This is a genomic window from Amycolatopsis sp. MEPSY49 (genome assembly GCF_051337345.1).
Taxonomy (GTDB): domain Bacteria; phylum Actinomycetota; class Actinomycetes; order Mycobacteriales; family Pseudonocardiaceae; genus Amycolatopsis.
In genome coordinates this window covers 34711-55005 of the sequence record NZ_JBDLYJ010000026.1, presented here as the reverse complement: position 1 = coordinate 55005, position 20295 = coordinate 34711, and the positions used below count along the sequence as shown (strand labels likewise).

At 72.6% G+C, this 20295-nt stretch carries 20 protein-coding genes; 9 read left to right on the top strand and 11 right to left on the bottom strand.

Translation table 11 applies throughout. The features are described 5' to 3' along the window. Positions 1-86: 86 nt before the first annotated feature. The 10 genes from ABFJ78_RS49535 to ABFJ78_RS49490 are packed head-to-tail and all read right to left on the bottom strand — an operon-like array spanning position 87 to position 10128. Entirely contained in the window at positions 87-1415 is a 1329-nt protein-coding gene (locus ABFJ78_RS49535; RefSeq protein ID WP_436394587.1) for an MFS transporter, read from the bottom strand. 25 nt (positions 1416-1440) lie between these two features. Next, positions 1441-2391 carry a PDR/VanB family oxidoreductase gene (locus ABFJ78_RS49530; RefSeq protein ID WP_436394586.1) on the bottom strand — a complete coding sequence of 317 codons (951 nt, stop codon included), beginning with the start codon at positions 2389-2391 and terminating at the stop codon, positions 1441-1443. Beyond that, complete coding sequence (locus ABFJ78_RS49525) at positions 2388-3572, bottom strand: cytochrome P450 (protein WP_436394585.1); 1185 nt, start codon at positions 3570-3572, stop codon at positions 2388-2390. The genes ABFJ78_RS49530 and ABFJ78_RS49525 overlap by 4 nt, the downstream gene beginning before the upstream one ends. Positions 3573-3630: 58 nt before the next feature. Then, entirely contained in the window at positions 3631-4611 is a 981-nt protein-coding gene (locus ABFJ78_RS49520; RefSeq protein ID WP_436394584.1) for an AraC family transcriptional regulator, read from the bottom strand. A gap of 29 nt (positions 4612-4640) precedes the next feature. Continuing rightward, positions 4641-6296 carry an AMP-binding protein gene (locus tag ABFJ78_RS49515; RefSeq protein WP_436394583.1) on the bottom strand — a complete coding sequence of 552 codons (1656 nt, stop codon included), beginning with the start codon at positions 6294-6296 and terminating at the stop codon, positions 4641-4643. Then, the gene (locus ABFJ78_RS49510) at positions 6293-7426 is read right to left on the bottom strand and encodes an FAD-dependent monooxygenase (protein WP_436394582.1); all 1134 of its coding nucleotides are present in this window, start codon (positions 7424-7426) and stop codon (positions 6293-6295) included. Before ABFJ78_RS49510 ends, ABFJ78_RS49515 begins: the two co-directional genes overlap by 4 nt. Then, positions 7423-7995, bottom strand: coding sequence for a flavodoxin family protein (locus ABFJ78_RS49505; protein WP_436394581.1), 573 nt, complete (start codon positions 7993-7995; stop codon positions 7423-7425). Before ABFJ78_RS49505 ends, ABFJ78_RS49510 begins: the two co-directional genes overlap by 4 nt. A gap of 5 nt (positions 7996-8000) precedes the next feature. Further along, positions 8001-9266, bottom strand: coding sequence for an alpha/beta hydrolase (locus tag ABFJ78_RS49500; protein WP_436394580.1), 1266 nt, complete (start codon positions 9264-9266; stop codon positions 8001-8003). Next, a complete protein-coding gene (locus ABFJ78_RS49495) occupies positions 9263-9520 on the bottom strand; it encodes a hypothetical protein (protein WP_436394579.1) in 258 nt (85 codons plus the stop codon). Before ABFJ78_RS49495 ends, ABFJ78_RS49500 begins: the two co-directional genes overlap by 4 nt. Then, positions 9517-10128: a VOC family protein gene (locus ABFJ78_RS49490; protein WP_436394578.1), complete on the bottom strand. Its 612-nt coding sequence runs from the start codon at positions 10126-10128 to the stop codon at positions 9517-9519. Before ABFJ78_RS49490 ends, ABFJ78_RS49495 begins: the two co-directional genes overlap by 4 nt. Before the next feature lie 164 nt (positions 10129-10292). On the opposite strand from ABFJ78_RS49490, the gene ABFJ78_RS49485 reads away from it, so the two are divergent. The 6 genes from ABFJ78_RS49485 (at position 10293) to ABFJ78_RS49460 (ending at position 16245) form a co-directional block, all read left to right on the top strand. Next, on the top strand, positions 10293-11105 hold the full coding sequence (locus tag ABFJ78_RS49485) for an alpha/beta hydrolase (protein ID WP_436394577.1): 813 nt from the start codon (positions 10293-10295) through the stop codon (positions 11103-11105). Between the two features lie 41 nt (positions 11106-11146). Beyond that, positions 11147-11899 carry a TetR/AcrR family transcriptional regulator gene (locus ABFJ78_RS49480; protein ID WP_436394576.1) on the top strand — a complete coding sequence of 251 codons (753 nt, stop codon included), beginning with the start codon at positions 11147-11149 and terminating at the stop codon, positions 11897-11899. A 138-nt stretch (positions 11900-12037) separates the two neighbouring features. Next, complete coding sequence (locus ABFJ78_RS49475; RefSeq protein WP_436394575.1) at positions 12038-12613, top strand: TetR/AcrR family transcriptional regulator; 576 nt, start codon at positions 12038-12040, stop codon at positions 12611-12613. Further along, positions 12610-14040 (top strand): amidase, encoded by a 1431-nt coding sequence (locus ABFJ78_RS49470; RefSeq protein WP_436394574.1) that lies wholly within the window; start codon positions 12610-12612, stop codon positions 14038-14040. The genes ABFJ78_RS49475 and ABFJ78_RS49470 overlap by 4 nt, the downstream gene beginning before the upstream one ends. Positions 14041-14053: 13 nt before the next feature. Continuing rightward, on the top strand, positions 14054-14944 hold the full coding sequence (locus ABFJ78_RS49465; RefSeq protein ID WP_436394573.1) for an alpha/beta fold hydrolase: 891 nt from the start codon (positions 14054-14056) through the stop codon (positions 14942-14944). Then, positions 14941-16245, top strand: a complete 1305-nt coding sequence (locus tag ABFJ78_RS49460; RefSeq protein WP_436394572.1) for an MFS transporter — start codon at positions 14941-14943, stop codon at positions 16243-16245. Before ABFJ78_RS49465 ends, ABFJ78_RS49460 begins: the two co-directional genes overlap by 4 nt. Positions 16246-16518: 273 nt before the next feature. On the opposite strand, the gene ABFJ78_RS49455 is transcribed toward ABFJ78_RS49460, so the two are convergent. Beyond that, positions 16519-17049, bottom strand: coding sequence for a YbhB/YbcL family Raf kinase inhibitor-like protein (locus tag ABFJ78_RS49455; RefSeq protein WP_436394571.1), 531 nt, complete (start codon positions 17047-17049; stop codon positions 16519-16521). 88 nt (positions 17050-17137) lie between these two features. Between ABFJ78_RS49455 and ABFJ78_RS49450 the strand changes: the two genes are divergently transcribed. The 3 genes from ABFJ78_RS49450 (at position 17138) to ABFJ78_RS49440 (ending at position 20274) form a co-directional block, all read left to right on the top strand. Further along, complete coding sequence (locus tag ABFJ78_RS49450) at positions 17138-17770, top strand: GntR family transcriptional regulator (RefSeq protein WP_436394588.1); 633 nt, start codon at positions 17138-17140, stop codon at positions 17768-17770. A 183-nt stretch (positions 17771-17953) separates the two neighbouring features. After that, positions 17954-18883, top strand: coding sequence for an SDR family oxidoreductase (locus ABFJ78_RS49445; protein ID WP_436394570.1), 930 nt, complete (start codon positions 17954-17956; stop codon positions 18881-18883). Continuing rightward, positions 18880-20274, top strand: coding sequence for an amidohydrolase family protein (locus ABFJ78_RS49440; RefSeq protein WP_436394569.1), 1395 nt, complete (start codon positions 18880-18882; stop codon positions 20272-20274). The genes ABFJ78_RS49445 and ABFJ78_RS49440 overlap by 4 nt, the downstream gene beginning before the upstream one ends. The last annotated feature ends 21 nt before the right edge of the window (positions 20275-20295 follow it).

The following is a 20295-nucleotide window of genomic DNA, read 5'->3' as shown; positions in this document are numbered from 1 at the left end:
CTCGAGGAGCTGGCCAACCGCATCGCCCGCGGCGCGGTCGACGGCCCGGCGAAGGTACGGCGGCTGCGCCCGGCGACCTGACGAGACTACCCGTGCCGGGCGGTCTCGTCGGCCACCGATTCGACAGGCTCCTCCGTGGGATACGGGCTGCGGAGGGTGAGCGCGGCGATCAGGCTGACGACGGAAGCGGCCGCGACGTAGCCCGCGACAGCGCCGAGACCGCCGGTCGAGGTGACGAGCAGCGTGGCGGCGATCGGGGCGATCGCGCCGCCGAGTACGCCGCCGATGCCGTACGCGATCGACGCGCCGCTGTACCTGATTTCGGCCGGGAACGCCTCACTCAGGTAGGCGCCGTACGGCCCCGTCGCCACGGCGATGCACGCCGCCGCGACCATCGTTCCGAGGAACAGACCCGGGCCGGACCCGGACTCGACCAACGCGAAGTACGGGTACGCCCAGACGATCGTGCCCACCGTGCCGGCGACGAGAACACGTTGGCGCCCCACCCGTCCCGCGAGCAGCGCGGCGGTGGGAAGCGCCACGCACCAGAGGAGCGCGGCCACGATGGTGACCGTGAGCATCGTCGACGCGCTGAACAGCTTCGCCTTGGCCGCGTAGCCGAGCATGAACGCCAGCAGGAGGTTCCCGAGCGTGGAACTGCCGATGGTGATGCCGGACGCGGGCACCCAGATCCGTGGGGCGCGGAGCACGTCGGCGATCGGCGCGCGGCGCACGGTGTGCTGCCGCCGGACGCGCTCGAACTCGGGGCTTTCGGCCAGCTTGAGCCGGATCAGCAGACCGACGACGACCAACGCGGCGCTCGCCAGGAACGGGATGCGCCATGCCCAGCTCACGAACCCCGCGTCCCCGGCGCCGAGCCGGACGACCAGGAAGACCAGGCTGGCCAGCACGACGCCGAGGGGCAGGCCGACCTGGGGCAGGGAGCTGAGCAGTGTGCGTTCGGTGCGGGTCCGCGCGTGCTCGAGGGCGAGCAGCGTCGCGCCGCCCCACTCGCCGCCGACGGCGAGCCCCTGGGCCACGCGGATCAGTACCAGGGCGACCGGGGCGGCCGCGCCGATCGAGGCATAGGTCGGCAGCACCCCGATGAGGGCGGTGCCGACGCCCATGACGAGCAGGGACAGCACGAGCATGCGCTTGCGCCCGACCCGATCCCCGAAGTGACCGATGAGGGCGCCGCCGATCGGCCGGGCGACGAAGCCGATCGCGAACGTCGAGAGGGCCGCGAGGGTGCTCGCCACGGTCGAGGTGCTGGGGAAGAACTGGGGCGCGAAGACGGGTGTCGCGGCGAGGGCGTAGACGAAGAAGTCGTACCACTCGATGGTCGTGCCGATGAGCCCGGCCACCGCCACGCGCCACGGCGGCACCGGTCTGGCCGCGGATTCGGATCGGGACATCGTTGTCCTCCAAGGGATGAGCTGGTCACAGGTCGAGCACGAGCCGGGGAGTGCGGGATCGCGAAACGCACGGCAGGATGCGGTCGCCCGCCGCCTGTTCTTCGTCGGTCAGCACCGAGTCGCGATGGTCCGGACGGCCGTCGAGGACGGCGATCTCGCACGTGCCGCAGGTGCCTTCCTCGCAGGAGGTGAGGACATCCACGCCCGCCTCGACCAGGCTGTCCACAATGGATCGATCGGCGGGTACCGTCAGCTCGGCTCCGGTCGAAGCGAGCCGGACCGTGAACGGCGTGTCCGCACGGGAAGAGCCGGTTCGCTTCGGCGAGAACCGTTCGGTACGCAGTCGTAGCCCGCGCCGGGCGCACGCCGCCTCGGCCGCGGCGATCAGCGGCTCGGGCCCGCAGCAGTAGACGTGGGTCTCCGGCGTCGCTTCACCGAGTGCGGCCTCGAGGTCGATCAGTCCGCACTCGTCGAACGGCACCACGCGCACCCGGCTCGCGTCGAGGTCCCGCAGTTCTCTGGCGTAGGCCATGGAAGCCCGGGTGCGGCCGCCGTAGTGCAGCGACCAGCCGGCGCCCTCGCCGGAGACCGCACGGACCATGGTCAGCAGCGGGGTGATCCCGATCCCGCCCGCGAGGAACACGTAGTGCGGCGCCGGTTCCAGCGCGAAGTGGTTGCGAGGACCGCCGACCGCGACCCGGTCACCCTCGCGGAGGTGGTCGTGCAGCCACGCGGATCCGCCCCGGCCGCCGGACTCGCGCAGGACGGCGATCCGGTAGCTCGTGCGGTCGCCGGGGTCACCGCACAGCGAGTACTGGCGGACCGCCCCGGAGCCGGCCACGACGTCGATGTGCGCGCCGGGCCGCCAGTCCGGGAGCTCACCGCCGTCGGGCGGCCGCAGCTCGAACTCGACCACGTCTCGCGCGATCGCCCTCCGCCGTCCGACAGTGAGGTGCAGCGATGGTGATCCGGTCATGCGGCCCGCTCCGGTGTGAAGGCCACAGGCAGCGCGAAGTGGGTCATCAGGGAGCCGCCGACCAGGCCGCTCTCGACCGGTTCCCCGGCCAGGCGCAGGTCCGGCAGCCGGTCCAGGAGGCGGCCGACGGTGATCCGCAGCTCCGCCCGGGCGAGGTGCTGCCCCTGGCAGACGTGGGGGCCCGCGCCGAAGCTGAGGTGCCGGTTGCGGGTCCGGCGGCGGTCGAACGCCTCCGGGGCGTCGAACTCCCGCGGATCCCGGTTGGCGGCCGCGAGGTCGAGCAGCACCCGGCCGCCCCCGGCCAGTTCCTCGTCGCCGACCCGGACCGGGCAGCGGAGCGTGCGCGCGAACAACTGCAGCGGGGTGGTCAGCCGCAGGCTTTCCTCGATCACCCGGGGCAGCCCGCTCCGGTCGGCGAGCAGCTCGTCGCGCAGGCCCGGGACGGTCAGCACGTGCCGGATGAGGCCGCCGAGCGCCGAGCCCGTCGAGTGGTGGCCGCCGACGATGTAGGCCAGCAGGAGCCCGGTCGCGCCCGCCGCGTCGATCTTCTTGCCCTGCACGACACCGCTCGCCATTTCGGTGAGCAGGTCGTCTCGGGGATTCTCGCGGCGGTCGGCCAGCCAGCGTTCCGTGTGCTCGGAGAACTCCGCGAACCGCGCCGGGAAGTCCGCGGAACCCGTTGCGGCGAACAACGCCGCCGCGAGACCGCGGGCCCGCACCGCTTCCGGCTGGCCGAGCCCGATCATCCGGCCGATCACGATGGCCGGCAGCGGTTCCGTCAGCCGGTCGGCCAGGTCGGCCTCGCCGTCGCTCGCGAAGTCGTCGATCAGGAGGTCGGCGACCTCGGTGATGACCGGCTCGAAAGCGCGGACGGCGCGCGGAGTCAGCGGGCCGTCGAGGACCTTGCGCCACTCGGCGTGCTCCGGTTCGTCGAACTCCAGGGCCGGCACCGGCGGCCGCGACGGGTCGGCGGGGAGGTGCACACCGTCGGCCGAGGAGAACGCGGCGGTGTCGGTCAGCGCCCCGCGGATGTCCGCGTACCGGGTCAGGAAGGCGAACCCGCCGTGGCGGTCACTGTGCACCACCGGGCAGGCTTCGCGCATTTCCGTGTGCGCCCGCCGGACGTCCGCTGTGGACAGTGCGCGGTCGAGGTGGTCGAGTGCGGGGATCTCTTGGCTCATGACGCTCCTTCGTCTGCGCTGACGCTGCGCCAAGTCTGTGTTCCGGCGGCGGCGCGGTCTATCCGGTCGGCGCGGCGGTGTCCGCCGTGCGCGAGGCGTGCAGCGTGGTCGACGGCGTCTGCCCGTAGCGCAGCCGGTAGTCGCGCGCGAACCGGCCGAGGTGGAGGAACCCGCACTCCACGGCGATCTCGGCGACGGTGCGGCTTTCCCCGGCCGCGGACAGCATCCGGTGCGCGCGCTCCAGCCGCACCCCGCGCTGGTAGGCGGTCAGCGTCGTGCCGAACCGCGAGCGGAACCCTTCCTGCAGCGTGCGCACGCTGACCCCGGCCGTACGGGCCAGCTGCCCGGGCGTGGCCGGTGACGCGGGGTCGGCTTCGAGGACCTCGGCGGCGATGCCCGCCGCGCGGTAGCCGCGGGCGGCGCCGCCGCGGAACCGCAGGTCGTGGTGCTGGCCGAGCAGGAGCGCCGAAACGAGCACGCGCTCCAGCTCGAGACCCGTTGCCGGGGGCAGGATGCCCGTGTCGAACCGGTCCACTGTGTCCACGGCCAGCCGCAGCAGCGCGGGCCACGGGGCGCCGTCGGGGACCGCGAGGCCGAACTCGAGCGGCCCGGCGGGCTCGGCACCGAGCCGGGAGCACCCCCGTTCGACGACGTCACGCGGCAGCTTCGCCGCGACCTGCACGGTTCCCGGTGCGAACCGCAGCCGCAGCCGCTCGCCGGGCGAGATGACGCACGCCTGCCCGGCTCCGGCTCGGCGGTGGCCGAAGCCGGTGACCACGTCCGCCGCCCCGGCCAGGAACAGCTGGAGGGTGTAGTACTCCATCGGGGCGAGCGCGGTCACCTCGGCCTCGCCGTGGTACACGGCGTAAAGCAGCGTCGACGAGCCGATCTCGACCGCGTGCAGCCGGGCACCGAACTCCCGCGGCCGGGCCGCGCGGAGCCGGTGCGGCGACATCACCCGCCCGGCCGCGGAGCGAGCCTCCTCGACGTCGGCGGTCCGCAGTTTCGCGTACCGGTGCAGGGGTACCGGAGTCCTCATCACGATCCTCCGTTCGCACGGGCGACTGCTCAGGGCGCCTCGGCGGCGAGCGTTTCCGCGAGCTGCCGCAGCCGGCGGCGGTCGATCTTGCCGACCTGACTGACGCGTGGCATCTCCGGCAGCACGACGACCCGTTCCGGCCACTTGTACTTCGCGACTTCGAGGCGTTCGAAGTGGGCGCGGACCTCGGCGAGGTCGAGCGGCCGGCCGTTCCGGGTGACGACGAAGGCGCACGCCCGCTCACCGAGCCGCGGGTCGGGCATCGCCACCAGGGCCGCCTCGGCGACGGCGTCGTGGGAACCGAGGAGGAGCTCGACCTCCTCGGTGTTGATCTTCTCGCCGCCGCGGCTGATCATGTTCTTGATCCGGCCTTCGACGGTGTAGCACCGGACGCCGCCGATCGTGCGTTCCGCCATGAGGTCGCCGGTCCGGTAGAACCCGTCGGCGGTGAAGGCGCGCCGGTTGTGCTCGGCGGCGTCGTAGTAGCCGCGCAGGGTGTACGGGCCGCGGGCGCAGAGCTCCCCGACCTCGCCGGGGGCCACTTCCACTTCGGTCCCCGGCTCGTACAGCCGGATCTCGTCCGCGGGGGAGATCGGCACGCCGACGCTCGCCGCGCGGGCCTCGGGTGGGAAGGCGAGCGGGGTGGTGAGGCAGAGTCCTTCGCTCATGCCGAAGATCTGCCCGGCCCAGATCCCGTGCGCCGCCAGCGTTTCCATGTGCTGGGCGGGTACCTTCTTGCCGCTGAACAGCACCCTTCGCAGGGCGGTCGCGGCCAGGCCCGGCTCCAGCGCCAGGTCGAAGGCGAACGGGCCGAGCACCACGTCGGTGGCCGCGGTGCGGGCGACGAGGTCGAGCGCGGCCGCGGCGTCGGGGACCCCCAGCACGAGGGTCGCTCCCACGCTGTGCGGGCCGTGCAGGCCGATGATGACGCCCGCGTTGTGCACGATCGGCATCAGGAACGCGATCCGGTCCCCGGGCGCCCAGCCCATGGCGCGGGCGAGGCTCGCTCCGTAGTGCCAGTAGGGCGCGTGCAGGCACGGGATGACCTTGGGCACTCCCGTGGTGCCGCCCGACAGCTGGAACACCGCTAGCGACTGCCGGCCGAGACCGGCTTGGATGCCCTCGACGACCGCGCGGGCCTCGGCGGCGTCGATGTCGCTGCCCAAGGTGTCCAGCTCGACGGCCCGCGGGTCGGCCGACCGCCCGTCGGAAACCAGGACCGTGCGCTCCACCCCGGCCGACTCGGCCTGCTGGAAGGCGAATCCGACGAGGTCGAAGCGAGGATCGCGGGCGGCGACGAGGTGGGCCACCGGGGCCGTCTGCCGCGCGATCTCGCCGACCTCGTGCCCGCGGTGCAGCGGCAGCGTGCACACGGGGACGAGACCGGCCTTGAGCAGCGCGTACCACGCGATGACGGTGTTGGCGGTGTTGTGCACCTGCAGCAGGACCGCCCCGCCGGGGGCCAGCCCGAGCCGGTGGAGCCCGGCCGCGCGCTGGTCGGTGACGCGGTCCAGCTCCGCGAAGGTCAGCCGGTCCCGGCCGCAGACCAGGGCGTCCCGGTCACCGTGTTCCTGAGCGACGGCGTGCAGGTGCTCGGCGATCGTGGGTGATTCCCACAGTCCTTCGCGGACGTAGCGAGCCTCGTCGTCGGCCGGATAGCGGACGAGCTTCCCGGGCGCGGTCATCGCAGTTCCCGTTCGTAGCCGAGGACCACTTCGCGGTTCTCCCGCCGGAAGTCCCGGTAGGAGACCCGGCCCGTGCGCATCAGGTACTCGAGCGCGAACTTCGTGGGGTGGGTGATGGTGCGCGACGGAAGTCCTTCGTACCAGTCGATGCTGCGTTTCGCGGCGGCCTGGAAGGCGTCCGCGACGGGCTTGCGCACCCGCTCGAACTCCTTGAGGCCGACTTCGACGTCCCACCCCGCCCCGGCCAGCGCCTCGGTGAGGTAGACCGCGTCCCGCATCGCGAACCGGGTGCCGGACCCGATCGACGGGTGGACGGTGTGCAGCGCGTCGCCGATCAGCACGAGGTTGCGATGCGTCCAGTGCGCGCAGCGGACGAACTTCGTCCGGAACCAGGGGGAGTGGTCGCTGTGCAGCGGCGCGCCGTCCAGCGTTCCGGCGAAGAGCCGCTCGCACAGCTCGCGGGACTCGTCCTCGGTCAGGTCGGCGAAGCCGAGCTTGTCGAACGTCTCCTGGCCGACCTCGACGGTGAAGTTGCTCAGGTCGGCCGAGAACCCCGAGGCGTGGACCATGAGGATCCCGTGCTCGCTGTTCTGGAGGATGATCGACGGCGGGAAGGGCTTCGGGGTGCCGTACCAGGCCAGCCAGTTGCTCCCCAGCTCGACGCTGGGCCGGAAGTGCCCCGCGAAGCGCTCGCGGGTGGTGCTGTTGACGCCGTCGGCACCGATGACGAGATCCCACTCGGTCAGGTCGTCCTCGGTCACGGCCGTGTCGCAGTCGTGTTCGACGGTGACGCCGGCGTCGAGCGCGAACTTCTCCAGGGTGTCCAGCAGGGTCCACCGCGCGTTCAGGTGGCTGCCGCCCACCTGGACCGGCACGCCGGTGCCGTCCAGGCTGATGACCATCCGGTCGTGCCGGGTGTTGGTGGTGAGCGCGTCGACCACGTCCGGCGCGGCCGGCCGGAGCGCGGCGGCCGCGCTTTCGGTGAACGCGACGCCCCAGCCGTAGGTCACCCCGCGCGGGTTCCGCTCGCGGACGTGGACGACGGCGGACGGGAGCGCCCGCCGGGCGAGGATCGAGAAGAACAACCCGGCCGGGCCACCGCCGACGATCAGGATCTTTCCGGACGTCACTGTCCACCTCCTTGCCACTGCGCGACGTGCTGCGCGACGCGCCGGCCCAGGGCCGACGCCGTGCGCAGATCGCTGTCCCGCATGCCTTCCAGCCCCTGGTCCGAATTGGACTGTGCCATGGCGCCGGCGTAGGCGCCGAGCCGGTTCAGCTCGTCGTGCGAGCCCGTGCTGCGGCCGTTGCCGTCGAGCAGGCCGAGCCCGATCCAGACCATGCCGTGCTGCATGGCGAAGAGCCAGAGCTGGGTGAGGGTGTTGAGCTTGTCCCCGGAATGGCCGCTGGAGTTGGTGAAGCCCGCCGCGAGCTTGCCCTTCCAGCCCTGGCCGGTCCAGATCTTTGCGCTGCTCTCCATGAACGTCTTGAAGACCGCCGACCCGCTGCCCATGTAGGTCGGGGTGCCGAAGATCAGCGCGTCGCAGGGGTCGAGCTGCCGGGGGTCGGCGGCGACTTCCTCGGCGAAGTACAGCGCGACGTCGGCCCCCGCCACCGAGGCTGCCCCTTCTCCCACTGCCCGGGCTTGGGCGGCCGTGTGGCCGTAGCCGCTGTCGTAGACGACTCCGATGGAGCCCACTTCCTTCACCTCGTTTTCTTCTGTGGTGCCGCGGTGGCGAACCGGTCGGCCAGCCAGCGTTCGACGTGGACGGCAGCCGAGGCGTACCCCGTGGGTTCGCCGTCGGCGACCGGTTGCCCGAAGTGCTGTCCCCGGACGACGTGGTGGCTCTTGTCCTCGGCGGCCAGCGCGGCGAACATCCGGCCGCTGACGCCCGGGAGCGCGGCTTGGTCGCCGCTGAACTCCAGGTAGAGCGTCGGCAGCCGCACCCCGGGTGCGCAGCGCGTGAAAGCCGCGTTGGAGTGGTTGGCCGACCAGGTCGACAACCACGCGTCGGGGGTGGTCAGCCGGCCGAACCCCACCAGGCCGTAGTTGACCAGGTCGGGCCGCCCGCCGAACAGCGAGCCGTAGTGGCGGTCGTTCGGGTCGATCGACAGGTCCACGGACGCGGGGTCGGCGTCGGTGCGGTAGGTCGTGATCAGCCGTGGCGCGAGGGAGGCCCGCCGGTCGGCGCGGTCCCCGGTGCGGGCGAAGCGGGTGCGGGCCTGCGAAGCCTCGGCCGCGAGCTCGACGGCGCGGGCGTCGATCCGCGCGATCCGGTCCCGCTGGGCCGCGCGGTAGGCGCGCAGGAAATCCGGCGGGTAGCGGCTCGGCGCCGGGGGCCGCGCGAACCCGTTGCGCGGCGAGTACATGTCGAGCGCGGGATCGGCCGACATCGGGTCCGACTCGTCGGTGACGGCGGGGTCGATGCAGTTCAGCAGCACTTTTCCCTGCCCGGGGTGCGGCGCGAGGAAGATCGCGCCGTCCGGCACCGGCATCCGGGCGCCCGCCAGCGCGATCGGCCGGCCCGCCGGTGTCACGTCCAACCGCAGTTCGGGTTCGAGGGAGGCCTGCTCGATGTAGAACGCCGAGAGCGCTCCGCCACCGGAATGGCCGAACGTCAGGACCGCCTCGAACCCCTTGTCCCGCAGGAACACGTGTCCCGCCGCGGCGTCCAGCAGCGCCTGCTCGTGGACCAGGGCGATGTCGTAGTTCGGCGAGCGGGTGCCCTGCGTCCAGACCGAGACCCCGCCGCGCAGCAACAGCGGGATCATCGGGTGGTGCGTCACCGATTGCCGCGGGTGCACGAGGGTGACCACTGCCGTCGCGCCGTCGAGGGCGTGCAGGACACCCTCGACCTTGGCGCCGTCGAAGGTGGTGAGCTGGTGCGTGCTCACGGTGACACCGGGCGGCGCCGGCTCGGTGTGGACGTCCCGGCCCGCGCCGAGCCGGTCCACCGCCAGCGCGCTCATGCGCCGGTTCCGGTGGGCACGACCACCAGCTCGGCCTTGTCCCAGCGGCTGACCCGGCCGTCCCGGACGGCGGCGACCGAGCTGTACCAGATGGCGTTGCGGCAGCCGGTGGCGTCGCGCTCGACGCGGATCTCGCCGGGGGCGGAGACTTCGAGGTAGGGGCCCCGCCGTCGGACCGCCGTGTCCGGGTCCTCGGCCGCGACTTCGGCCAGCGGGCGGAAGTCGTCGACGTCGAGGACGAACAGCGTCGTCATGCGAACGTCACCAGTTCCGGCTCGCCCTCGTAGCGCTCGGCGATCAGCTTCGCCTTCCGCGCGTAGAACTTCTCCAGGGACGGTTCGGGTTCGCCGGCCACCTCCATGAGCGCGTCGACGCTCAGGTTCGCGTCGATGTCGTCTTCGGCGGTGATCGCGCGCAGCGGCCGGGTGATCTCCATCAGGTACCCGTTGGGGTCGGTGACGTAGATCGACTCGACGGTTTCGTGCCGCACCTGCAGCTCGCACGGCCAGTCGCTGGCGTCCAGCCGGCGCCGGTACTCCAGGAGGTCCTCCTCGCCGTCCACGTGGATGGCGAGGTGCCGGGCGCGGTGCAGCAGATCGGGCAGGTCGGCGTCGCGGTAGGGCGCCACCCCGAAGTAGTAGAAGAACGCGAGCCGATCGCCGTTGCCGATGTCGAAGAAGAAGTGGATGAAGTCCGGGTGCTCACCGGGTCCCCAGCCGAGCGCGCAGGTCGCGTGGACGACGGGGAAGCCGAGGACGTCCCGGTAGAAGGTGATGGTGGCCTGCGGGTCGAACGTCGGGAACGCCGCGTGGTCGACGCCCCGCACCGTGTGCGCCGGGGAGTTCCGTTCCGGGGATGACATTTCCGCGCTCCTCTCGCGATGAACTCTGTGGCGCCGAGCGTAAGCCCGAGTTGGCGCACTCGTCAATATTCTGACGAATGAGTATCGATGAGTTGACGAACCAGTACTGAGTCGTCAGCATTAGGACGTTCCTGTTAGGACCTTGCGTCGGAAGGGTTGTGGGCATGGCGATCACGGACGTGGCGGGCACACCGCTCGTCGTGGCCCTGCACGGCGGCGGCTACCACCGCGGGTACTTCGACGTGCCCGGCCACTCGCTGCTCGAGCTGGGCGCGGCGGCCGGATTCCGGGTGTTCACCCCGGACCGTCCCGGCTACGGCGCGAGTGAACCGCTTCCCGGCGGTGAGGCGACCTTCGCCCGCCAAGCCGAAGCTCTCGACGCCACGATCGGTGCCTTGTGGACGGAGCACGGGGAGGGCCGTCCGGGCGTGGTCCTGTTCGGCCACTCCATCGGCGGGGCCGTCGCGGTGCACGTCGCCGCGCGTCGTCCGCGCTGGCCGTTGCTGGGCCTTTCGATCCACGGGGTGGGGGACCGGTCTCCCGCGCACATCACCGACGCGTGGCACGCCCTGCCCGCGGGTGCGCCGGTGGAACTGCCGCCCGAGCGGCGACGCGCTCTGCTCTACGGCCCGGAAGGGACCGTCGACGCCGCCGCGGTGGAATCGGCGAAGGCCGCAGTGGAGCCCGTTCCGCAGGCGGAGATGCTCGAGATCGTGAGGGAGTGGCCGGCGGAGGTGGCGCGGCTCGCCGCCGCGGTGACCGTTCCGGTGCAGTACACGCTCGCCGAGCACGACGGCCTGTGGGTGGTGGACGAGAGCCGCGTGACGGCGTTCGCGGAGTACTTCCGGGCCGCCCCGTGGGTGGACGTCCGGCTCCAGGGCGGCGCCGGGCACAACCTCGACCACCACCGGCTCTCCCGCGCGCTGCACCTGCGGCAGCTGGCTTTCGCGGCCGAGTGCGGGGCGCGGCTAGGATGACCGGCGACCGGGCACCGGCCGGGCAGCGAGGGGTGGTTGTGGTGACCGCGGAGGGCGCCGGGCAGCGGGGGCGATCCGGCGGGCGCACGACGCCCCGGCGCAAGCTGCTCATGAGCGAGATCGTCGACCAGGCGATGCGGCTGTTCGCCGAACGCGGCTACGACGGAACGACCCTGCAGGACGTCGCGGACGCGGTCGGGCTGAGCCGCCCCAACCTCTACAACTACGTCAAGAGCAAGGACGAGCTGCTGGTCGCGATGGTCGAGGCGACGGCCCGGAGCGCGGCGGACTCGTTGCGCGAGGTCCGGCGGCGCACCGATCTCGACCCGGCCGAGAAGCTGCGCATGCTCGTGCGCACCCTGGTCCTGCGCCGCGCCGAACGGCCGGAGCAGTTCCGCACGCTCGACCGCAGCGACCAGTCGCTGCCGCCGGAGATCGCGAAGAAGCACCTCCAGAGCCGGCGGGCCGTGCTCCGCGAGATCACCGCACTCATCGAGGAGGGCGTCACCGGCGGGTTCTTCCGGCCCGTCGACGCGCGCGTCACGGCGCTGTCGATCATCGGCATGTGCAACTGGGTGGCCTGGTGGTTCCACCCGTCTCCGGCGCACCCCGCCGAGCCGGTGGCCGACCAGATCGCGGACAACGCGGTGCACATGGTGAGCAGAGAAGCCGGGCGCACCCCGCAGGCGCCGACTCCGCTCGGGGCCGTCGCGCTGCTGCAGCAAGACCTCGACTACCTCACCCGGCTGCTCGGCGCGACCGGTGAACCGGGGAACTCCGCTCCGGAGGAGTAGCTCCGGCGGCACCGTGCTGGACGGCACCCGGACCGGCCTTGGCCGGTGGGTGCTCGGCGCCGGAAACCGCTTCTTGTGCCGGGCTCGGAGGGCGCCTACCCTCCATTGCACTACAGCTTGTAGTGCAATGGAGGCGGTATGGCCGGTCGTCGCCGGGATCCGGAGCTCGAAGGGCGGCTCACCGCGGCTGCGTGGTCGCTGCTGCAGAGCGAGGGCTACGACGCGCTGAAGCTGACCGAGGTCGCGGCGCGGGCCCAGGCCCACCGCACCGATGTCTACCGGCGGTGGACGGGCAAAGCGCAGCTCGTCGTCGACGTGCTCGCCCGGCACCTGCCGCCGGTTTCGGATCCCGACACCGGGACCCTCCGCTCGGACCTGCGGGCGATCGTCGAGGACTTCGCGGCTTCCTGGTCCTCGTCCTGGGTCGACGGGCTCATGGGGCTCGTCGCCGACCTGCACCGGGACCCCGACGCCGAGCTCGGGTTCCGGCGGATGGCCGAAGGCCGCGGCGAACCACTGCGCAACGCCATCACCCGGGCCGTGCGCCGAGGCGAGATCGGCGAGCAGCCGGACCTGTCCCTCGTCGGCGATCTGATCGAGGGGCCGCTGATGCACCGCCGGATGCTGGGCCGGCAACCGCTGACACCGGAGTACCTCGACGCCCTCGCCGCCTTGGCGCACGGGGTGCTGACCGGGACCACGGTGGCGCCGTGAGTGAACCGCACGAACTGTCCGCCGCGGCGCAACTCGCGGCTCTGCGCGGGGGCGACGTGAGCTCCCGGGAGCTCACGGAACACCACCTGGGCCGCATCGAGAAGTTCGACGGCGGACTCGGCGCGTTCACCACCGTCGCGCCGGACCTCGCCCTCGACGAAGCCGCTCGCGCGGACCAGCGCATCGCCCGCGGGGAGTGGGCGCCCCTGCTGGGACTTCCCTTGGGTGTCAAGGACCTGTATCCGGCAGCGGGCGTGCGGACGACCTTCGGCTCCGCCGCGCTGGCCGGGTTCCGCCCGCCCGCCGACAGCTGGACAGTCGGGTTGCTGCGCAGAGCCGGCGCGGTCCTCGTCGGCAAGACCACCACCGCGGAGTTCGGCGCCACCTGCTACACCGACACCGGCGTGACGGGGCGGCCGACCGTCACCCCGTACGACCGGACGCGATATGCGAGCGGTTCCAGCGGAGGCGCGGCCGCCGCCGTCGCCGCGGGGCTGCTGCCGCTGGCGCACGCGGGCGACGGGGCCGGGTCGACCCGCACGCCCGCGGCGACCTGCCACCTCGTCGGCGTGAAGCCGAGCCGGGGGCTGGTCAGCTTCTCGGTGCCGTTGACGTCGTTGACCGGCACGACGATCGAAGGGCCCATCGCCCGGACCGTCGGGGACGCGGCGCTGCTGCTGGACGTGATGGCGCGGCCCTGGAGCGGCGATCCCGACGGCTGGCGACCGGACGGCGGCTTCGCCGACGCCATCGGGAGGGCACCCGCGCGGCCGCTGCGCGTCGCCGTGTGGACCGAGCCGGACACGGGCGACCTTCCGCGGCACCCGGAGGTGGTCCGCGCCGTCGAGCGCACGGCGATCCTGCTCCAGGAGCTGGGGCACGACGTGCGGGAGGTGCGGATTCCGGCCACGTGCGACGACCCGGTGCGCTCGACGCTGCGCACGCACTTCGCCGCATCCGTCCACGCTGCCGTGCGGTCGCTGGTCCCACCCGCTCGACGGGAGCTGCTCCTGCCGCACACCCGGTACCTGTGCGCCGAAGGGGAAGCGCTTTCCGGCGGCGATCTCTTCGCGGCGAACCGGGTGCTGGCCCACTACGCAAGCGCTTTCCTGACCGCCTTGGCGAGCTTCGACGTCGCGCTGACCCCGGTGACGAACGGGCCGCCCGTGCCGCTCGGGCACTTCGAGGCCGGTGGGGTGGCGGGGATCGCCGACGCGATGCTGGCTTGGTCGGCCCCGACCCCGTGGGCCAACTGGACCGGCCAGCCCGCGGTGGCCCTGCCGTCGCACCTGGACGGCGACGGTCTGCCGTACGGCGTGCAGCTCGTCGGACGCCGGCGCGACGACGCGTCGCTGCTCGCCCTGGCCGCCCAGCTCGAAACCTCCGCTCTGTGGAACGACGTCCATCCGTCCTGCTGGGATGAGTGAAAGGCAGCGCCCGATGACAACGAGCGATCTCCACCCGGGTCCCGGGTTGACCGAGAAGTCCGTCGCGCTGCCCGACGGGCGGCGGCTGCGAGCCGTCACCGCCGGCGAAGGGGACGGGCCGCCGGTCGTGTTCGAGGCCGGCATGAGCGCGCCGGCCGCGTCCTGGGTGCACACCCAGCGCGAGATCGCCGCGCGTACCCGCACGGTGTCCTACGACCGGGCCGGCTACGGCGGGAGCGACCCGGACCCGCACGACCGCACGCTCGAGCGGCTCGCGGACGACCTCACCGGTCTCCTCGACGGTCTCGGCGAGACCGGACCCGTCGTCCTGGTCGGGCACAGCTGGGGCGGGCCCGTCATCCGGCTGTTCGCCGAGCGCCACCCGCACCGCGTCGCGGGCCTGGTCTTCGTCGACGCGACCGTCGCCGAGGTCATGAGCGGCCGCGGCGCACACATCCTCTCCTGGTCGTTCGGGGTGCTGGCCGTGCTCGCGCGCCTGGGCGGGCGGAAGCTGGTCGTGAAACTGACGGTGCCGCACGTGTCCCGCGCCATCGCGGCGTCCGATGTGGACATCATCGTGCGCGACTACGCGTGCGCCCGGGCGATGCGTGCGGCGCGCCGTGAAGCGGCTCAGGTGGTCCCGGCGCTGGCGACGATGCGACGGCTCCAGGCCGCCGGAACCCCGGACGTCCCGACGATCTGCCTGCAGGCCGGGCGGATCGACCGCGGGATGTCCCGGGCACGTCCGCGGTTCAACCGGGTCGCGGCCGAGCTCATGGCGGCCGTGCCGAACGGGCGGGTGGTCGTCGCCGAGGACACCGGGCACCTCATCCCGCAGGAGAATCCCGCGGTCGTGCGCGACGCGATCCTCGAGGTCGTCGGATCTTCGGCAGGCCGGCGGTGATCCCCGACGCGGTCGCGGCGCCGACCGGGACGTCCCCCGCGGTGCCGGCCACCGGGCAGGGGCGTCTCATCGGCGCGCTGGTCGGCACGAACGCGGCCGGCTACATCAGCATCGCGGTGCCGATGAACCTGTTGCTGGTCACCCACCTCACGGCGATCGCCGACGCCGGCGCGACCTCCGCGTTCAGCCTGGTGACCGGCATCGGCGGCGTGGTGGGGCTGCTGGCGAACCCGCTCGGCGGGCGGATCAGCGACCGGACGGCCGCGCGGTTCGGCCGGCGCCGCACGTGGATCCTCACCGGCGGCCTCGGCGCGGCGATCCTGCTCGCGGTGCTGGGCTGGACGACCGAGGTCTGGCAGGTGGCGCTCGGCTGGGCCCTCATCACGACGCTGGTCATGGTCCAACTCGCCGCGAGCGCCGCACTCGCCGCGGACCAGGTGGCGGCGGAGCGGCGAGGGGTGGTGTCGGGCGTGGTGGCGTTCGTGGCCCTGGCCGGCCCGGCCGTGGGTTTCGCCGTGGTGAGCGTGCTGCCGGCGGTTCCCGGGTTGCAGTGGGGTTTGGTGGGCGTGCTGAGCGCCGCGGGCGTGCTCCTGGCCGTGCTGCTGGTGCGCGATCCCCGCCACCGGATCCCGGCGGACGAACCCCGGCTCAGCCTGGCGATCATTCTGCGGTCGTACTGGGTCAGCCCGCGCCGGCACCCCGCGTTCGGCTGGGCGTGGGCGGTGCGCTTCCTGATCACCGCGGCGTGGGCGTCGAACAGCTACCTGGCTTTCGTGTTCACGCAGCGGTTCGCGGTCCCGGCCGGCGCGGTTCCGGGGTTGATCTTCCTGGTGACCCTGATCGGTATCGTGTGCGTCGCCGTCACGGCCTGGTTGACCGGTTGGCTGTCGGGCCGGATCCGGCGCCAGAAGCCGTTCGTGGTCACCGGTGGCCTGGTGCTCGCCGGCGGACTGGTCCTGGTGGCGCTCTCGCCGGGCATTCCGGTCGTGTACCCGGGCACGGCGGTCATGTCGCTGGGCTACGGCGCCTTCCTGGCCACGGACTTCGCGCTCTGCTTGCGCGTGCTGCCCGGCCCCGGCTCGGCGGGCAAGGATTTCGCGGTGCTCAACATCGCGAGCACGCTGCCGGTCGCGGTGGTGCCGTTCGTGGCCCCGGCGCTCCTCGCGGCGGGAGGGTTCTTCGCGATGTTCGCGTGCTTGGCCGCGTTCAGCGCGGCCGGCGCGCTGTGCGTGGCCCGGGTGCCCGACATCGGCCAGGAAGGTCAGGCCCGGTTCGCGGCGATCACCAGAACGACCGCGTGACGGCCACCGCCCGGCCGCCCGACCCGGCTCGATCGGGCACGCCGCGAACTGCCGGCCGCCGACCGGACCACCGTCCGCGACCCGTGGAATTCCTCCACACCGGGCGGTTCGCCATTTCCTCCTGCCCCGAGTAGCCCCTTCGCCGACGCTGTGCCGTCGGTCAGGCGATGGGGGCTCGGGGGCGGTCACGCCGGGCTCGGAGGACGCCTTCCCAGCCTCGGGACCAGGTGGCCCGCCGGGACCGCGGTGCCGTCCACAATGGAGTGCTGGGGCTCAGCCGGTCGTTTCGGCGGTGGCGGTCAAGACCGCGCGGCCGAGGATGTGGCTCGCCATGGTGAAGCCGAGGACGGCCGGGGTGGCGTCGGCGGGGACGCCGATGGTGTCGACGTCGAGGGCGTGCACCACGACGAAGTAGCGGTGCGGTCCGTGCCCGGCGGGCGGGGCGGCGCCCAGGAAGCGGGTCGCGCGGGCGTCGTTGGGCAGCTGGAAAGCGCCTTCCGGCAGGCCGGCGCCGGTGTCATCGCCGGCTCCTTCGGGCAGCTCGGTGACGGTGGCGGGGATGTCGGCGACCGCCCAGTGCCAGAACCCGGAGCCGGTGGGGGCGTCGGGGTCGTAGACGGTGACGGCGTAGCTCTTGGTTCCTTCCGGCGCACCGCTCCAGGACAGGTGCGGGGAGATGTCCTTGCCGCCCGTGGTTCCCGAGCGCTGCGCGAGGGGCCAGGCGGCCCCGTCGGCGACCGTCCTGCTGGTGACGGAGAAGGCGGCCGCTTCGGGGAGCCGGGCGAACGGGTCGTTGACGGTCATCTGGTGGTCCTTCCATGAAGTGCTTCATCGATGATAGTACAGATAATCGATTATCCTCCGCAACATCTATACTCCGGTCATGGGTCAGATGCTGTCGGAGCAGGTCTACGCACACCTGCGGGACGCGATCATGCGCGGGGACTACGCCCCCGGCGAAGCGCTCAAGCCCCAGGACCTCGCCCGGGACCAGGGCGTCAGCCTGGCCGTGGTGCGTGAGGCGCTCGTGCGGGTGGTCGGGGAGGGCCTGGCCGACCGGCTGCCGAACCGCGGCTTCGCCGTGCCGGCGTTCTCCGATCGGCGCTGGCAGGAGATCACGGAGGCGCGCCGGACCGTCGAGCCGGTCGTGCTGCGCCTGTCGATCGAGCGTGGTGACGTGGACTGGGAGGCCCGCGTGCGGGCCGCGCACCACCGCTTGGCCCGCACGGAGCCGTATCCGCCGGGAGCCGGCGAGTACTACGGCGCCGCCTGGTCCGAAGCCCACCGGGTTTTCCACCGCACCCTGCTGGAGGGATGTGGCAACGCCGCCCTGCTCGAGACCTTCGACCGGATGTGGGCCGCGAGCGAACTGGCACGCCGGTGGTCGGCGCGCCGCACCCCTGAGCGGGACGCGGCCGGCGAGCACCTCCGCCTGGAAGAAGCGGCCCTGAACCGCGACGCCGACGCCGCGGCCGAGCTGCTCGCCCGGCACCTCACCCTGACCGCGGCCGCCCTCGGCGGCTGATTCCCTTGTGGACGGTCGAGATCGGGTATTCCCGGCAAGAATGACTCGCATGCCGCATTCGTATGGGGATGGCGGCGGCAACCTCTGTTAGCGTCGAAACGCGAATTCCGCGAGCGGGAAACCGTTTCGTGCCGGCGATTCCCGTTCACGACGGGAGCCGGCTTCAGTGCTGGAGGTGCTGTTTTGCGCGTGTTCGTCACGGGCGCGTCGGGCTGGATCGGCTCCGCGGTCGTCCCCGAGCTGATCGACGCGGGGCACGAGGTCACCGGGCTCGCCCGGTCGGCCGCCTCGGCCGCCGTCGTCGGGGCGCGGGGCGCCACGGTGGTCCGCGGCTCGGTCGAGGAGCTCGACGTGCTGCACGAGGCGGCCGAGAAGGCCGACGCGGTCGTGCACCTCGCCTTCCGGCACGACATCGCTTTCGACGGCGGCTTCGCCGACGCGGTGGCGTCCGACGTCGCGGCGATCGAAGCCCTCGGTTCGGGGCTGCCGCCCGGCGGGGCGATCGCCGTCGCGGCGGGCATGCTCGGGCACGGGCCCGGTGGCCGTCCCACCACGGAGCGGGACGGCGCCACGCCCGGCGGGGTGGGCGAAGCCCGGCGACCGCCGAGCGAGGCCGCCCTCGCCCTCGCCGGGCGCGGGCTGCGATCGTCGGTCGTGCGGCTGTCGCCGACCGTCCACGGCGAAGGCGACGCCGGGTTCATGGCCACTCTCGTCGACCTCGCCCGCAAGCACGGCGTTTCCGGCTATCCCGGTGCCGGGACCGCCCGCTGGACCGCCGTGCACCTCCGCGACGCCGCGCGCCTGTTCCGGCTGGCGATCGAAAAGGCACCGGCGGGGTCGGTGCTGCACGGCGTCGCCGACGAAAGCATCGCGGTGCGCGACATCGCCGAAGTCATCGGAGGCCACCTCGGCGTCCCGGTGCGCTCGATCCCGGACCGGCAGGTGGACGAGCACTTCGGGTTCCTCGGGACGTTCCTCCGCATCGACGGTCCGGCCTCGGCCGTCCTCACCCGCGAGCTGACCGGCTGGGCGCCACGCGAGCCGGGTCTGCTCGAGGACCTGGACCGAGGGCACTACTTCGCGCCCGGCGCGGGCGGTGGCAAATGGGGATGACCGAGCACCGGCTCGAGGCTCTCCTCGAGCGGCACGCCGCCCGGGAGGCGACGGCCGGGCGGATCCTCCTGCGCGGCGGATCGGTGCTGTCGATGGACGACCGGGTGGGTGACTTCGCCGTCGGCGACGTGCTGATCGACGGTGACCGGATCGCCGAGGTGGGGCCGTCGATCTCCGCTCCGGACGCGGTCGTCGTCGACGCGCGGGACCACGTCGTCATGCCGGGCTTCTGCGATCCGCACATCCACTGCTGGGAGGGCGCGCTCGGCCGGATCATCCCGGAGAACGTCGCCCAGTCGACCGAGGACGCCATCGGCGGGGCCCCGGTCTCGGGCCGCAGCTACATGTACGCCGCCCACCGGGCGTTCGCCCCGGCCTGCCGGCCCGAAGACATCTACGCGGGAACGCTGAACACCCTGCTGGCCGCCCTCAACGGCGGGATCACCACGGTGGTCGACAACATGCACAACGCCCGCTCGCCCGAGCATTCGGACGCCGCGGTCGAGGCGCTCTTCGCCTCCGGGGTGCGGGGCGTGCACGCCGTCGGGCGCCCTCGCGCGGGCCGGTGGGCCGGCTCGTTCCCGGCGGACGTCCGGCGCTTGCGGGACCAGTACTTCCGCGGTGACGACGACCTGTGTTCGCTGCGCCTCTACGCCCCCGGCTTCGACGACCTCACCGATCTCCTGCCGGTTCGCCGGGACCTCGATCTGTGGTTTTCCTTCGACAGCGGGATCGAGAAGCAGGACCTCGCGCGGCTGTACGCCGACGGATCCTTCGACGGGCGCGAGGCGATCAACCACGCGAACTTCCTTTCGCCCGAACAACGGCGGATCGTGATCGACAACGGCGCCCAGGTGAACGTCTGCCCGCGCATCGAAACCCAGTTCCGCTACGGGCGGGTGCCCTACACCGAGTGGGTCGAGCAGGGGCTGCGGCCGGGCTTGAGCAACGACAACCCGATGACCTACGCGATCGACATGTTCGCCGAGATGCGGGCGCTGCACCTGGTTCAGCGGATCGACCACCACCGGTCCGGAAGCACTTCGGCGACGCTGCGGGAGATCCTGCGGTCCGCCACCCGCCACGGCGCGGACAACTGCGGGGTGGGGGACGTCACCGGATCCCTGACGCCGGGCAAGAAGGCCGACGTCATCCTCGTCGACACTTCCGCGCCACATCTGTTTCCCCGCAACAACGTCCTGGCCTCCGTCGTCCAGGGCGCCGGCGTCGAGTCCGTCACCGCCGTGCTGGTGAACGGCCGCTTCGCCAAGTGGGACGGCCGGCTGCTCGGCGTCGACCTCGACCAGGTCCGGCGGCGCGTGCGGGAAAGCCACGACCACCTGCTCTCCGAAGTGGACTGGCCGCACGCCGCGGTCGACTTCGACGACTAGAAGCGGGCCGCTCGACCTCGA

Coding starts and splice junctions, on each gene's coding strand:
- ABFJ78_RS49535 (WP_436394587.1), bottom strand. CDS start 1,415: ATGTCCCGATCCGAATCCGCGGCCAGACCGGTGCCGCCGTGGCGCGTG.
- ABFJ78_RS49530 (WP_436394586.1), bottom strand. CDS start 2,391: ATGACCGGATCACCATCGCTGCACCTCACTGTCGGACGGCGGAGGGCG.
- ABFJ78_RS49525 (WP_436394585.1), bottom strand. CDS start 3,572: ATGAGCCAAGAGATCCCCGCACTCGACCACCTCGACCGCGCACTGTCC.
- ABFJ78_RS49520 (WP_436394584.1), bottom strand. CDS start 4,611: ATGAGGACTCCGGTACCCCTGCACCGGTACGCGAAACTGCGGACCGCC.
- ABFJ78_RS49515 (WP_436394583.1), bottom strand. CDS start 6,296: ATGACCGCGCCCGGGAAGCTCGTCCGCTATCCGGCCGACGACGAGGCT.
- ABFJ78_RS49500 (WP_436394580.1), bottom strand. CDS start 9,266: ATGAGCGCGCTGGCGGTGGACCGGCTCGGCGCGGGCCGGGACGTCCAC.
- ABFJ78_RS49495 (WP_436394579.1), bottom strand. CDS start 9,520: ATGACGACGCTGTTCGTCCTCGACGTCGACGACTTCCGCCCGCTGGCC.
- ABFJ78_RS49490 (WP_436394578.1), bottom strand. CDS start 10,128: ATGTCATCCCCGGAACGGAACTCCCCGGCGCACACGGTGCGGGGCGTC.
- ABFJ78_RS49485 (WP_436394577.1), top strand. CDS start 10,293: ATGGCGATCACGGACGTGGCGGGCACACCGCTCGTCGTGGCCCTGCAC.
- ABFJ78_RS49475 (WP_436394575.1), top strand. CDS start 12,038: ATGGCCGGTCGTCGCCGGGATCCGGAGCTCGAAGGGCGGCTCACCGCG.
- ABFJ78_RS49465 (WP_436394573.1), top strand. CDS start 14,054: ATGACAACGAGCGATCTCCACCCGGGTCCCGGGTTGACCGAGAAGTCC.
- ABFJ78_RS49455 (WP_436394571.1), bottom strand. CDS start 17,049: ATGACCGTCAACGACCCGTTCGCCCGGCTCCCCGAAGCGGCCGCCTTC.
- ABFJ78_RS49450 (WP_436394588.1), top strand. CDS start 17,138: ATGCTGTCGGAGCAGGTCTACGCACACCTGCGGGACGCGATCATGCGC.
- ABFJ78_RS49440 (WP_436394569.1), top strand. CDS start 18,880: ATGACCGAGCACCGGCTCGAGGCTCTCCTCGAGCGGCACGCCGCCCGG.